The sequence below is a fragment of the Pseudomonas sp. FSL W7-0098 genome, assembly GCF_005930585.1.
Classification (GTDB): Bacteria; Pseudomonadota; Gammaproteobacteria; order Pseudomonadales; family Pseudomonadaceae; genus Aquipseudomonas; species Aquipseudomonas bubulae.
In genome coordinates this window covers 59237-71249 of the sequence record NZ_RXHW01000005.1, presented here as the reverse complement: position 1 = coordinate 71249, position 12013 = coordinate 59237, and the positions used below count along the sequence as shown (strand labels likewise).

General features: G+C 59.3%; 12 protein-coding genes. 6 read left to right on the top strand and 6 right to left on the bottom strand.

The window, feature by feature from the left end; genetic code table 11:
- Window positions 1–12 precede the first annotated feature (12 nt).
- Window positions 13–588, top strand: coding sequence for a GNAT family N-acetyltransferase (locus tag FHL07_RS10670; RefSeq protein WP_138738450.1), 576 nt, complete (start codon window positions 13–15; stop codon window positions 586–588).
- Window positions 589–641: 53 nt separating this feature from the next.
- Here the strand turns inward: FHL07_RS10670 and FHL07_RS10665 are convergent, their stop codons facing one another.
- Both FHL07_RS10665 and FHL07_RS10660 read right to left on the bottom strand, forming a co-directional pair.
- Entirely contained in the window at window positions 642–1553 is a 912-nt protein-coding gene (locus FHL07_RS10665; RefSeq protein ID WP_095001695.1) for a LysR substrate-binding domain-containing protein, read from the bottom strand.
- 171 nt (window positions 1554–1724) lie between these two features.
- Window positions 1725–1946: a hypothetical protein gene (locus FHL07_RS10660; protein ID WP_095001694.1), complete on the bottom strand. Its 222-nt coding sequence runs from the start codon at window positions 1944–1946 to the stop codon at window positions 1725–1727.
- A gap of 196 nt (window positions 1947–2142) precedes the next feature.
- Here FHL07_RS10660 and FHL07_RS10655 point away from each other — a divergent pair, with 196 nt between their 5' ends.
- The gene (locus tag FHL07_RS10655; RefSeq protein WP_095001693.1) at window positions 2143–2691 is read left to right on the top strand and encodes an NADPH-dependent FMN reductase; all 549 of its coding nucleotides are present in this window, start codon (window positions 2143–2145) and stop codon (window positions 2689–2691) included.
- Between the two features lie 70 nt (window positions 2692–2761).
- Here the strand turns inward: FHL07_RS10655 and phnX are convergent, their stop codons facing one another.
- Together phnX and FHL07_RS10645 are read right to left on the bottom strand one after the other, a co-directional pair.
- On the bottom strand, window positions 2762–3589 hold the full coding sequence (gene phnX, locus FHL07_RS10650) for a phosphonoacetaldehyde hydrolase (RefSeq protein WP_095001692.1): 828 nt from the start codon (window positions 3587–3589) through the stop codon (window positions 2762–2764).
- A 72-nt stretch (window positions 3590–3661) separates the two neighbouring features.
- The gene (locus FHL07_RS10645; protein WP_095001691.1) at window positions 3662–4771 is read right to left on the bottom strand and encodes a 2-aminoethylphosphonate--pyruvate transaminase; all 1110 of its coding nucleotides are present in this window, start codon (window positions 4769–4771) and stop codon (window positions 3662–3664) included.
- Window positions 4772–4884: 113 nt separating this feature from the next.
- On the opposite strand from FHL07_RS10645, the gene FHL07_RS10640 reads away from it, so the two are divergent.
- A complete protein-coding gene (locus tag FHL07_RS10640) occupies window positions 4885–5742 on the top strand; it encodes a LysR substrate-binding domain-containing protein (protein ID WP_095001690.1) in 858 nt (285 codons plus the stop codon).
- Between the two features lie 44 nt (window positions 5743–5786).
- Here FHL07_RS10640 and FHL07_RS10635 read toward each other — a convergent pair whose 3' ends face one another.
- Complete coding sequence (locus tag FHL07_RS10635; protein ID WP_095001689.1) at window positions 5787–6656, bottom strand: LysR substrate-binding domain-containing protein; 870 nt, start codon at window positions 6654–6656, stop codon at window positions 5787–5789.
- A gap of 291 nt (window positions 6657–6947) precedes the next feature.
- Between FHL07_RS10635 and FHL07_RS10630 the strand changes: the two genes are divergently transcribed.
- From FHL07_RS10630 to FHL07_RS10620, 3 genes are all read left to right on the top strand, one after another.
- Complete coding sequence (locus FHL07_RS10630) at window positions 6948–8273, top strand: MFS transporter (RefSeq protein WP_095019312.1); 1326 nt, start codon at window positions 6948–6950, stop codon at window positions 8271–8273.
- Between the two features lie 15 nt (window positions 8274–8288).
- The gene (locus tag FHL07_RS10625; protein ID WP_138738449.1) at window positions 8289–9680 is read left to right on the top strand and encodes an FAD-dependent oxidoreductase; all 1392 of its coding nucleotides are present in this window, start codon (window positions 8289–8291) and stop codon (window positions 9678–9680) included.
- 107 nt (window positions 9681–9787) lie between these two features.
- The gene (locus FHL07_RS10620; protein ID WP_016782338.1) at window positions 9788–10492 is read left to right on the top strand and encodes a YebC/PmpR family DNA-binding transcriptional regulator; all 705 of its coding nucleotides are present in this window, start codon (window positions 9788–9790) and stop codon (window positions 10490–10492) included.
- Window positions 10493–10548: 56 nt separating this feature from the next.
- Here the strand turns inward: FHL07_RS10620 and FHL07_RS10615 are convergent, their stop codons facing one another.
- Complete coding sequence (locus FHL07_RS10615; protein WP_138738448.1) at window positions 10549–11859, bottom strand: protein kinase; 1311 nt, start codon at window positions 11857–11859, stop codon at window positions 10549–10551.
- Window positions 11860–12013: the final 154 nt, after the last annotated feature.

Below are 12013 nucleotides of genomic sequence, written 5' to 3'. Positions count from 1 at the left end.
GAAGGATTTTTCATGCATCTGGTTATCAACCCCCAAGACCCTCAAGTCTCGGTACGCCTGGCCGACGAGGGTTTTGCGCCCTATGTCTGGTGCAACGATTTCAGCTTTGAAGTTCGTGCCTATGCCCGTGCCGACCGCCATAAAAAGGTCGAGCACTGGCCGCTGGAGCTGATTACGCCCTATCGCAAGTGCTACGGCATCGACCCGGATGAGTTCGCCAGCTACCGCGGTGGCAAGAGCAGCGACATCTTTATGGCGTACCTGGACAACCAGCCCGTGGGGCATGTGGTGGTAAGCACCCACTGGAACGGCTTTGCCCATGTCGATGAACTGGCCGTTATCGCGGGCGCCCGTCGCCACGGTGTGGCCAGGTCATTGCTGGAAGTGGTGAGGTTCTGGAGCCATAAAAAAAACCTGCCGGGGATCATGCTCGAGACCCAGAACAACAACCTGGGCGCCTGCCGGTTGTATGAGCGTTGCGGGTATCAGGTAGGGGGCATCGATGATTTGCGCTATCGCGGTATTGACCCGCAGACCCGTGAAGTGGCTATTTTCTGGTATTTGATATTTGAGCGCAGGGATCTGTAGCAGTTGTCGAGCTCTGCGAGGCTGCGTTCGGCGGCTGCTACAGGGATCGTGTTTTAAAGCACCACCAAGCCCTGATCCGCCAGCAATGCCTCGGCCTTTTGCCGCACAATCTCCAGCAAGGCATCCAGTGCCAGCCCGTGCCGGGTGCCTTTGCGTGTAAGCGCATAGAGCGTCACCGGGATCGCCGGTGAAATCGGGCACACATCCAGCCCGCTTGCCCTGGCACCCACTGCCGTGAACGGGTCGACCAGCGCCAGTCCTTCTCCCGCTTCGACCATGCTGCGCATCATCTGGTAACTCTGCACCTGAATCTGCACCACCGGTGCCGGACGCAAGGCTTGCAGCTTGCTGTCGAGCAGGCGGCTCAACGGGTCGTGCTGATGCAGGCCGATCATTGCCTGTCCCGCCAGCTCTTGCAGTGCGATGTATTTGTGCTTGGGTGACAACCAGCCATGAGGCGCCAGAAACTGCACCTTGCCTTGAACCAGTGGCTGAGATTCGATCCCGGATTGCTCCGATTGCTGCAGGCTCAAGCCCAGATCGCATTCGTCCATTAACAGACGGCGCACAATTTCGGCGCAAGGCTGGCTGCTCAAGGTTGTCGGGGTATCGGGAAAGCGCCGTCTGAGGGCGCCTATGCAATGAGGCAGCAGCGGTTGGGCCAGGGTTTCGCTGCAGGCTATGCGCAAGGCCGGTTCCTGATGCTGGCGCAGCTCGTTGCCCAGCTGGCGCAGAGGCTCAAGTGCCTGGTACAGCTGATTGATAAGGGGTTGCAGCACAAGGGTGTCGCGGGTGGCTTGCAGCCTCCCGCGAATACTGGCAAACAGCATAAAGCCCAATTGCTGTTCGGCTTCCTGCAGCGTTGCGTTGAGGGTGGCCGTGGGCAATTGCAGCAATTCGGCAGCATGGCCGAGGTTGCCGGTTTGCAAGATGGCTTGAATCACTTCGATGTGGCGTAGACGCATACTGGTGTCCTGTCTCGCAAATACTGATCCTTTTTGACGGCGTCTGTTGTCGTCAAAAAGGATCGTAATCATGAGGCCGGACACCAGTGCCCGGCAGATGAGGTTTCAGCGTTGCGAAGCCTGATCCGTCTCTCATCCTTTGACTTCAACCTGTACGCCCTGAGTGGCAGGTCAGGCTGCGACGACGGGCGACGGGTCGCGAACCAGGATGACACCCGACTGCACCAGCTCGAAGTTGTTGTCATCGTTCTTTTTGACACGATCGCCAATGGCCAGTTTGTAGGTCATTACGGGTTGATCGCCGGTTGCTTGTGAATCTTCAAACTCATGCACGGAATAGACGCGACCTTCCGCATCTCTTGCATGAAATTGTCCAACGAGAACTGCCGCCATTTGTAGAGAACCTCTGGAGATAAACACCCAATTTGCGGTTCTGTAGACCGTTGTTCAGCAGGGGAAGTTTAACCATGTGAAAAAAATAGTCCCCCTACTTTACAGGCTTGCAGGCCGATAGGGTGAACTGGGGTGCAAGAAAGCCGTCCGATCATCTATAACTACTCTTCCTACAGCTACTGACTCGGGGTTTTCCATGAGCAAGGTCTACAGCGTTGCAGTGTTGGTTGGCAGTTTGAGGAAGGATTCCCTCAATCGAAAAGTGGCTCAGGCTCTGGCAGAGCTGGCTCCGCCAAGCCTGAAACTGTTTATTGTCGAAATCGGTGAGCTGGCGCTTTACAACGAAGACATTGATGGTGCGTCGCCACCTGCGCCATACACGGTTTTTCGCGATCAGATCCGCCCGGCCGATGCCATCCTGTTTGTGACCCCCGAGTACAACCGCTCGGTGCCAGGGGTGTTGAAAAACGCCATTGATGTCGGTTCGCGGCCCTATGGGCAGAGTGTGTTCAGTGGCAAGCCGGGCGCGGTGATCAGCGTTTCGCCTGGGGCCATTGGTGGCTTTGGGGCTAACCATCACTTGCGCCAGTCGCTGGTGTTTCTCGATGTGCCGTGCATGCAGCAGCCTGAGGCTTATCTGGGAGGAGCCGGTGATGCGTTTGATGCATCCGGTAAACTGTCGGATAAAACCCGACCGTTTTTGCAGAAATTTATCGATCAGTTTGCCGGGTGGGTAGAGCGCTAGGACTACAGCAGTCGCAAGCCGCAAGTCAGAAACTTGCAGCTTGCAGCTTGCAGCTATCAACCTGCAGCTATCAGCTGCTCTGTGGCATCTCGCCCTTGGCCAGGCGCTGGTTGATATCGCTAATCACTGCGGGCAGGTCGCTGATGGTGTCGATCAGATAGTGGGGGCGAGAGCCGGCGAACAGGGCGTGAATGCGGTTGCGTTCGCTGTCCAGGGTTGCCGGGGCCAGTGCCTTGTATTGTTCCCAGGTCAGGCCCAGGGCGTTGCCCGAGCACACCAGCGCCACGGTCCACATGCCGGCGCGGCGACCTTCAAGAATGCCCGGTACGGTGTCGTCGATCTTGACGCAGGCACCCACATCATCAATGCCCAGCGCGATCACGTTGGCCAGTGCCTGGGCCGGCCAGGGGCGACCGTTAGGGACTTCATCGGTGGCCACGACGTGGTCGGCCACATAGCCATTGGTGGCGGCCAGTTCAACCACTTTGGCCATGACCTGCGCGGGGTAGCCCGAGCAGGAACCGATCTTGATACCTTGCTCACGCAGTTGGGCAATGGTGTCCAGTGCGCCGGGAATCAGGGCCGAATGCTCGGCGATCTTTTCGATCTGCAGCGGCATAAAGCGCTCATAAATCGCGGTGACGTCATCGTCGGTCGGTGCACGGCCAAACACTTTTTTATAGCGCTCGGTTATCTGCGGCTGATCACACAGGGTACGAATGTGGTCCCACTTGCCCATGCCCATCGGCCCGCGAGCTTCTTCGATGGACACCTGCACGTCAAACTCGGCAAAGGCTTCGACAAAAATCTGGGTTGGGGCGAACGAGCCGAAATCGACCACGGTGCCGGCCCAGTCGAGGATGGCGGCTTGCAGCTTGCTCGGGTTGGTGTAGTTCATGTCTGTTAATCCTGTAAGAGCGGGCTGTGCCGCACGAAGTAAATAGGGTTGTTCTAGCCTGTTCCTGCACCATCAAATATCGAAGACTTCCATTTCCTGCAGCACCTGGCCTATGGCGTCTACGGCTGCCTGCATCTCGGCCTGATTGACGTGGCCGATGCAGCCCACACGAAAAGTCTCAACCTGGGTCAATTTGCCCGGATACAGGATGAAACCCTTGGCCTTGACCCGCTCGTAGAACTCCTTGAACTGATAGCGGGGGTCTTTTGGCGCATGGAAGGTGACGATAATCGGCGCCTGGATAGCCTCGGGCAGAAAACTGCTAATGCCCAGTTTGGCCATGCCGTCGAGCAGGGCCTGGCAGTTGTTGGCGTAACGCTGATGGCGGGCAGGCAAGCCGCCTTCTTCGTTGTATTGCAGCAGTGCCTCGTGCAGGGCGGCTACCACATGGGTCGGCGGGGTAAAGCGCCATTGTCCGGTTTTGCTCATGTAAACGTGCTGATCGTGCAGGTCCATTGCCAGTGAATGGCTGTTACCGGCGGCATTGCCCAGGGCTTCTTTGCGGGCGAATACAAAGCCCATGCCGGGCACACCTTCGAGGCATTTGCCGGAGGCAGCGATCAATGCATCAAAAGGGACTTGCCGGGCATCGATCGGCAGGGCACCGAAGGAACTCATGGCATCGATGATCAGGCGTTTGCCGTGCTGAGCGATCACTGCGGCAATGTCGGGCAGCGGGTTAAGGATGCCGGTGCTGGTTTCGCAGTGGATCAACGCCACGTGGGTGATGCTCGGGTCTGCATGCAGCAGGCGGTCGACGTCTGCCGCCGTGGTGGGCTCGTCTTCAGCGGTTTCAAAGGTGCTGTAGCGACGGTCCAGCACTTCGCAGATTTTCGCCAGGCGTTTGCCGTACGCACCGTTGATCAGCACCAGTACATTGCCATCCCGGGGTACCAGGGTGCCGATGGCGGCTTCGACGGCAAAGGTGCCGCTGCCTTGCAGGGGCACGCAGTGATGGCTGTCGGCGCCGTTGATAATGGCCAGCAGTTGCTGGCACAGGCTGGCAGTCAACTGGTTGAAGCTGTCATCCCATGAGCCCCAGTCAACCATCATCGCCTGGCGGGTACGCGCCGAGGTGGTCAGTGGGCCAGGGGTCAGCAGGATCGGCGCGGCAGTACTCATTCTGAATTCCTCACAAGCATGGGATGGCTACTTGGTACAGGACATAAATTGCAGTTTGTGTTGATATCAATCAAATTGTTTGTTGTTATGCCTGCCATCAGTGAGGCTTATAAATGAATTTATTCCAGCTCCGTGCGTTTGATGCCGTGGCCCGCGAGGGCAGTTTTACCCGGGCTGCGGCCCGGCTGTTTATCAGCCAGCCGGCGGTGACCGGGCATATCAAGGCGCTTGAGGAGCACTACCAGATCACCTTGCTGCGGCGTACGGCGCGGCGGGTGGAGTTGACTGAAGAAGGCACCAAGCTGGCGGCCATCACCCGGGCCATGTTCGGTTTGGTGGATGAAGCGCAGGTCATGCTGGAGGCCAACCGCCAGTTGCTCACCGGGCGACTTGAGGTGGCGGCCGATGGTCCGCATCTGGTGATGCCGATGCTGGCAAGCCTGCGCGCACGTTATCCGGGGGTTACCGTGAATTTGCGCCTGGGCAACGCTCAGGAAACCTTGGCGGCGTTGCTGTCGGAGCATGCCGATGTGGCGGTGCTGACTGAAGTGGAGCCGCGCAAGGGCCTGGCCTTGCGTGCGCTGAACGAGTCGCGGATTTGTGCGCTGGTTCCCGCCAACCACCCGTGGCTGGCCTTGCCTGATGGCATCGCGATCGGGCAACTGGATCAGGTGATCATGGTGCTGCGTGAACCAACCTCGATTACCCGTCGCACTTTCGACAATGCCTGTGAGCAGGCTGGAGTCAATCCACGGGTATTACTGGAACTGGACAGCCGGGAGGCGGTGACCGAAGCCGTCGCTGCGCAGTTGGGTGTGGGCATTGTGTCGTCGGTGGAAGTCAGTCATGACCCCCGCGTGCGTGCGGTACCGATCAACGGCGCGGGGCTGGTCAATCTGCATATGCTCGGCTGCATGGAACGGCGGGCCGAGTTGCGGTTGATCAAGGCGTTTATGGAGCTGGCGGTGTGATTTGTGCGGGAATAACACGCGTAGCAGCTGCTACGAATGGTGTGTTACAGGTCTGCCCGCACAATCTCCAGAAACGTTGCCACTACCCGCCGTGAGCTCTGCTCCTGCAGGCACACCAAGGTTTCGGTCAGGCGCCTTTTGCAGTCGATGATGGGCAGGGCGCACACCCGGGAGTCCGAGCCAAACTCCGCCGCCGACACCACCCCCACGCCAATCCCGACCACCACTGCTTCACGCGCCGCTTCACGACCCTCTACCTGGATCGCGGCGCGGATACGCAGGCCGGCCTGGCTCATTTCTTCTTCCAGGGTTTGCCGGGTTACCGAACCGACTTCGCGCAATACCAGCGGTGTGTCATCCAGGTCGGCCAGGCAGATCGAACGGCGGCTTGCCCAAGGGTGCGTGCGTGCTACAAACGCCACCATCGGGTCGCTGCGCAAGGGCACGCTCAGCAGCCGGTCATCATTCACATCGCGCCCCAGCAGGGCCAGGTCTGCCTGGTAGTTGAACAGCCGCGCCAGACATTCGTCGGTGTTGCCTGTTTCGATTTTTACCGTGATCCCGGGGTAGCGCTGGCAAAAGCGGGCGATTTGCGGCAACACATGAACAGGGGCGTCAACCGCCAGGATCAGGCTGCCGGTTTGCAGGGCCTGGGAGTCCTGCAGTAACTCCTGGGCCTCGGCCTGTACCCCGAACAGGCGCTGGGTGATGCTCAGCAACCGCTCACCCAGGTCGGTAAGGCGCACCGAGCGCTTGTTGCGGTGGAACAGCAACACCCCGAAGCGTTCTTCAAGTTTTCTGACCTGATCGGAGATGGCCGGCTGGCTTAAAAACAGACGTTCGGCAGCCCGTGTGAAACTGCCGTGAACGGCGACGGCATGAAAGGCCTTCAACTGCGCATGGGAAACTGACATTGAAAAACCTCTTACAAGCTGAGCTTATGAGTGAAATACGATAAATCGATTTTACCTATTAGTCAGTAATTGCTTTGATCGACCTCAGCCCGGCGTTATGTCCTCGATAACGGTGGGTCGCGACACACTGATGTGCAGCCCCTAACTCCAACAAAAAACGGGCCGTTCAGGGTGTGTCTGTCAAATACGGCTCTTGTCTGAAGGGCGGTATTGAAGTGCTCAACACAATAAAAAAACAGGCGTTCTCTTCTGATTCTGCCGGCACATTCCACCTCTGAGGTCAGACCCGACATGAACAACTCCTTTGCCACCATCAAGCGCTGGCGCGTGCAGATTTTTGCCATCACCTGGCTGGCCTACGCGGCCTTTTACTTCACTCGTAAAGCCTTTTCCGTGGCTAAACTGGGGATTGCTGATGATCCCGGCTTCCATCTGGACAAGATGGCAATGGCCAACCTCGATGCCATCTACCTGGCAGCCTACGCCGTAGGACAATTTACCTGGGGCATTCTCGCCGATCGCTTCGGCCCGCGGGTTGTGGTGCTGGGCGGCTTGATCATCTCTGCACTGGCGGCGTTGGTGATGGGCACTTACGCCACCTTGCCGATCTTTGCCACCTGCATGCTGATCCAGGGTCTGGCGCAATCCACCGGCTGGTCGGGGCTGTGCAAAAACATCGGCAGCTTTTTCCCGGCGCAGCAACGTGGTCGGGTGCTGGGACTGTGGAGTTCGTGCTACGCCTTTGGCGGGCTGGTGGCCTCACCCTTTGCCGGGTGGTGGGCGTATACGCTGATCGGCAGCTGGCATGCGGCGTTTATTTCCAGCGCGGCGGTGGTGGCGCTGGTGGCGGTGCTGTTCTTTATCTTCCAGCGCAATACGCCGCAAGATGTCGGCCTGCCGGCGGTTGAGCCCGAGCCGCCAATGAGCGCCGATGAAATCGCTGCCGAAAAGCGCATCAGCGTTTGGGCACCGTTGCGCGAGATCATGCGCAATCGCACGGTGCTGACCCTGGGTCTGGCGTACTTCATGCTCAAGCCGGCACGCTACGCGATTCTGCTGTGGGGGCCGGTGATTGTGTTCGAGCAAATGCCGCAAGTGGGCAAGGTCGGCGCCGCGATTATTCCTACGGCCTTTGAGTTGGCGGGTTTGCTGGGGCCGATCATGATCGGCCTGGCCTCCGACAAGCTGTTCGGTGCCCGGCGCATGCCCGCCTGCATTTTGAGCCTGTTGGCGCTGACCGTTTCCCTGGCGTTTTTCATGGGTGCACTGCATTCCGGCAGCGTGGTGCTGGTGGTGGCCTTGCTGTTTGTCATGGGCCTGACTCTGTATGGGCCTGACTCCATGATCAGCGGCGCTGCAGCCATTGATTTTGGCACCGCCAAGGCCGGAGCCACGGCGGCGGGGTTCGTCAATGGCTGCGGCTCGGTCGGGGCGATTCTGGGCGGCCTGCTGCCCGGTTATTTCGACACGGTCACGGTGTTTATCGTATTTGCCTGCTGCGCGCTGTTTTCCTCGCTGGTGCTGATTCCGCACTGGAACAGCCGACCTGCGGGGCTCAAAGCCGCGTGCCCGTTTGTGCCCAATCATCCATTGCTGATCAAGCCTTTACGCACCTGAGCAGGAGAATGACCCATGCGACCTTTTTGGCTGGAACAGGCACTGGCCCTGGAAAATGAAGCACCCTGCGAGGCGCTGGCGGGTGAAACCCGTGCCCAGGTGTGCATTGTGGGGGGCGGTTATACCGGGTTATGGACGGCGATCATGCTCAAGGAGCAAAGCCCTGAACTGGATGTAGTGCTGATTGAAGCCGATATATGCGGCGCAGGTGCCAGCGGGCGCAACGGTGGCTGTGCGCTGTCATGGTCGGCCAAGTACTTCACCCTTGAGCGGTTGTTCGGGGTGGAGGAGGCCGTGCGGCTGGTCAAAGCCTCGGAACAGAGCATTTACGCAATCGGTGCATTTTGTGAGCGCTATGGTGTGGAGGCTGATTACCGCCTCGATGGCACGTTATACACCGCGACCAATCAGGCCCAGATCGGATCGACGGATGGCGTGATTGCTGCGCTGGAGCGCCAGGCCATCAACTCGTTCAGCAAGCTGGCGGTTGATGAAGTGCAGCGCCGGGCCGGTTCTGCCCAGCATCTGGAGGGCTGGTTTTCTCCCGCTGCTGCCAGCGTACAGCCTGGCAAACTGGTGCGTGGTTTGCGTCGGGTGGCCTTGCAGCTGGGGGTTAAAATCCACGAAAACACGCCAATGACCGGGCTGGAAGAGGGCGCGCCGGCGCTTATCCGCACGCCTGGCGGAAGCATTCGTGCTGACCGCGTGGTGCTCGCGATGAATGCCTGGATGGCCCGGGCATTCCCGCAGTTCGAGCGCAGTGTGGCGATTGTCTCCAGCGACATGCTGATCACCGAGCCGCGCCCGGACCTGCTGCAGGACATCGGCCTGACCAGTGGTGTCACCGTGCTCGATTCGAGAATATTCGTGCACTACTACCACAACACCCCGGACGGACGAATCATGTTGGGCAAGGGTGGCAATACCTTCGCCTACGGCGGGCGCATGCTGCCTGTGTTCGATCAGCCGTCGCCCTACGCCGGGCTGCTGGGCAAAAGCCTGGAGCAGTTCTTTCCGGCGTTTGCCGGGGTTGGGATCGAGGCGACATGGAATGGTCCTTCAGACCGCTCTGTCACCGGTTTGCCGTTTTTTGGTCAGATGAGCAGCAACGGCAATGTGTTTTATGGCTTTGGTTATTCGGGCAGCGGCGTGGGGCCTTGCCATATGGGCGGGCAGATTCTCGCCTCGCTGGTGTTGGGGCTGGCCAATGACTGGACCCGCTCGCCGCTGGTCAATGGACCGTTGGGGTATTTCCCGCCCGAACCCATTCGTTACCTGGGGTCGCTGATGGTGCGCAACGCCATTCGGCGCAAGGAACGGGCCGAAGATCATGGTCGCCGGCCTCGGCATCTGGATGTGCGCCTGGCCAGATTTGCCGCGGCGGCGGGCAAGGCTGACAAGGGTTAAGCAGGTATCAATTGGATTTTTTGGTCGATTGCCGACTTCTTGCCGTATAAACTTGCGCCCATTCGACGGCCGACAGGCTGCGACACACCAGATTGAGAGAGTGAGTAATGGGCGCACAGTGGAAGGTTAAACATAAAGCGGACGCCGCCAACAGCCGCGGCAAGATTTTTGGCAAGCTGGCCAAGGAATTGACGGTTGCTGCGCGCAACGGCGCCGACCCGGACATGAACTCGCACTTGCGTCTGGTCTATGAGCAGGCCAAAAAAGCCTCGATGCCGGCTGACACCATCAAGCGCGCGATCAACAAGGGCGCCGGTATCGGCACCGAGGCCGTGCAATACCACCGCGTTACCTACGAGGGTTTCGCTCCCCACCAGGTGCCGCTGATCATTGAGTGCCTGACGGACAACATCAACCGTACCGTCGCTGAAATCCGCGTGGCCTTCCGCAAGGGCCAACTGGGCGCTTCGGGTTCGGTGGCGTGGGACTTCAATCATGTCGGCATGATCGAGGCCAAGCCTGATACCCCGGACGCAGACCCTGAAATGGCCGCGATTGAAGCCGGTGCCCAGGATTTCGAAGAAGGCGAAGAAGAAGGCACGACCTTGTTCATCACCGAGCCGACTGACCTCGACGCTGTACAGAAAGCATTGCCCGAGCAAGGTTTTACCGTGGTTTCAGCCAAGCTGGGCTACCAGCCGAAGAACCCGGTAAGCGGTTTGACGGATGAGCAAATGGCCGAAGTACAAGAGTTTCTGGCCAAGCTGGAAGAGCAGGACGACGTGCAGGACATGTTTGTAGCGTTGGCGTAAGCCATCGAGCCTATCCCGTAGCAGCTGCCGAGGAACGAAGGCAGCTGCTACAGGACTTACTCTAATGCCCGTATAACCTCGGCAAATCCCGGCCGTGCCAGTACCTCTGGCTGAATACAGCGCTGTTGCAACCCTTGCAGCTCAATGCGCTGTTGATCGCTCAAGCCCGAGTCGATCCGCTCCAGCAATTCGCCCAGTAAAATCCCGAACGCTCGCACTTCGATGCGTTGCAGCGCCCGGCTTTGCGGGCTGTCGTCCAGGGCATGGAAGCACGCGGCACCGAAATCGCCCAGCAGGCAGTCACCCCGGGCATTGAATAAAATATTGTGCGCGTACAAGTCGCCATGGCAGATGCCCTGCGCGTGCAGGTGGCCGGCCGCCGAGGCAATACCGCGGGCAATGCGCAAGGCGCTGTCGCGGGTGAAACGGGTGCTGTCGGCATACACGTCGCGGCTACAGGTGTCGAAGCTGGGCAGGGCCGCGAGATTGATAAAGGACGGGTCGATCAGTTCCATCACCAATGCGGCCTGATCGTCGGGATGACCCGTGACGCGGCCCAGTACCTTGATCAGGTTTGGATGCTGGCCTGCCGCGATGCAGGCATTCATTTCATTGAGCGGCGAGCCATCACTGGTGATGCTGCCCTTGTACAGTTTGACCGCCACCGGTTGCAGGGATTGCCCCGGTGCGCGCCACTGCGCCTGATAAATGATCCCGGAGGCGCCTTCGCCCAGCTTTTGCTCAAGCTCGAGCTGCGACCAGTCAATATTTGGCGTGGTGTCGGGCTGGTGCCGGGTGCTGGCATCTTCACGCAGCGGGTTGCCGGCATACGCCAGCCAGCTCAGGCCCGGCAAGGCCAGCAGGGTGTCGGGCAGTTCGCTGAACTGGTTGGCAGCCAGACGGATCAGCTCCAGACGCTCGCACTTGGCCAGACTGGCGGGCAGTTGCTGCAAGCGGTTACCGGCCAGCATCAGCTTTTGCAGCAGTGGCCGCTGGCCCAGCTCTTCGGGCAGTTGCTCGATGCAATTGTCGGTCAGGATCAGCCAGCGCAGTAAAGGAGGCAGTGCCGCACCGGGTACGTTGGCGATCCGGTTGGCCTTGAAACCAATCATGCTCAATTGCGCACACTGCCCAAGACAAACCGGCAGCTCGGTGAATTGATTGTCCGAGCAAAACAGGATGCGTAACCGGGTCAGGCGATGCAGGTCAGCGGGCAGGCTGCTCAGGGCGTTGCCGCTGAGGTTGAGGATTTCCAAGGTGTCGGCCAACTGGAATATCTCGGCCGGAAACTCGGTCAGCCCGCACGACAGATCAAGACGTTTGAGGCCCGCCAGTTGGCCAGCGCGCAGTTTAGCGAGGGTATCCATATGCAGGGTCGGGACTCGTAAGCAGGACAAAAAGTGTCGCGCATGATAGCGATTTATCGGCTTGGGGCCGAGGATTTGTCGGCGGGTTATGAGCGCAAAACGTGATGCACCTGGGCTCTGGCCAGTCAGCGGTAAAGGGCCCTTGGTCGGGCCC

Bases quoted from the DNA above. Each gene is read 5' to 3' on its own strand.
- FHL07_RS10665 (WP_095001695.1), bottom strand. From the start codon at position 1,553: ATGCGTCTACGCCACATCGAAGTGATTCAAGCCATCTTGCAAACCGGC.
- FHL07_RS10615 (WP_138738448.1), bottom strand. From the start codon at position 11,859: ATGGATACCCTCGCTAAACTGCGCGCTGGCCAACTGGCGGGCCTCAAA.
- FHL07_RS10630 (WP_095019312.1), top strand. From the start codon at position 6,948: ATGAACAACTCCTTTGCCACCATCAAGCGCTGGCGCGTGCAGATTTTT.
- FHL07_RS10655 (WP_095001693.1), top strand. From the start codon at position 2,143: ATGAGCAAGGTCTACAGCGTTGCAGTGTTGGTTGGCAGTTTGAGGAAG.
- FHL07_RS10670 (WP_138738450.1), top strand. From the start codon at position 13: ATGCATCTGGTTATCAACCCCCAAGACCCTCAAGTCTCGGTACGCCTG.
- FHL07_RS10640 (WP_095001690.1), top strand. From the start codon at position 4,885: ATGAATTTATTCCAGCTCCGTGCGTTTGATGCCGTGGCCCGCGAGGGC.
- FHL07_RS10660 (WP_095001694.1), bottom strand. From the start codon at position 1,946: ATGGCGGCAGTTCTCGTTGGACAATTTCATGCAAGAGATGCGGAAGGT.
- FHL07_RS10645 (WP_095001691.1), bottom strand. From the start codon at position 4,771: ATGAGTACTGCCGCGCCGATCCTGCTGACCCCTGGCCCACTGACCACC.
- FHL07_RS10625 (WP_138738449.1), top strand. From the start codon at position 8,289: ATGCGACCTTTTTGGCTGGAACAGGCACTGGCCCTGGAAAATGAAGCA.
- FHL07_RS10620 (WP_016782338.1), top strand. From the start codon at position 9,788: ATGGGCGCACAGTGGAAGGTTAAACATAAAGCGGACGCCGCCAACAGC.
- phnX (WP_095001692.1), bottom strand. From the start codon at position 3,589: ATGAACTACACCAACCCGAGCAAGCTGCAAGCCGCCATCCTCGACTGG.
- FHL07_RS10635 (WP_095001689.1), bottom strand. From the start codon at position 6,656: ATGTCAGTTTCCCATGCGCAGTTGAAGGCCTTTCATGCCGTCGCCGTT.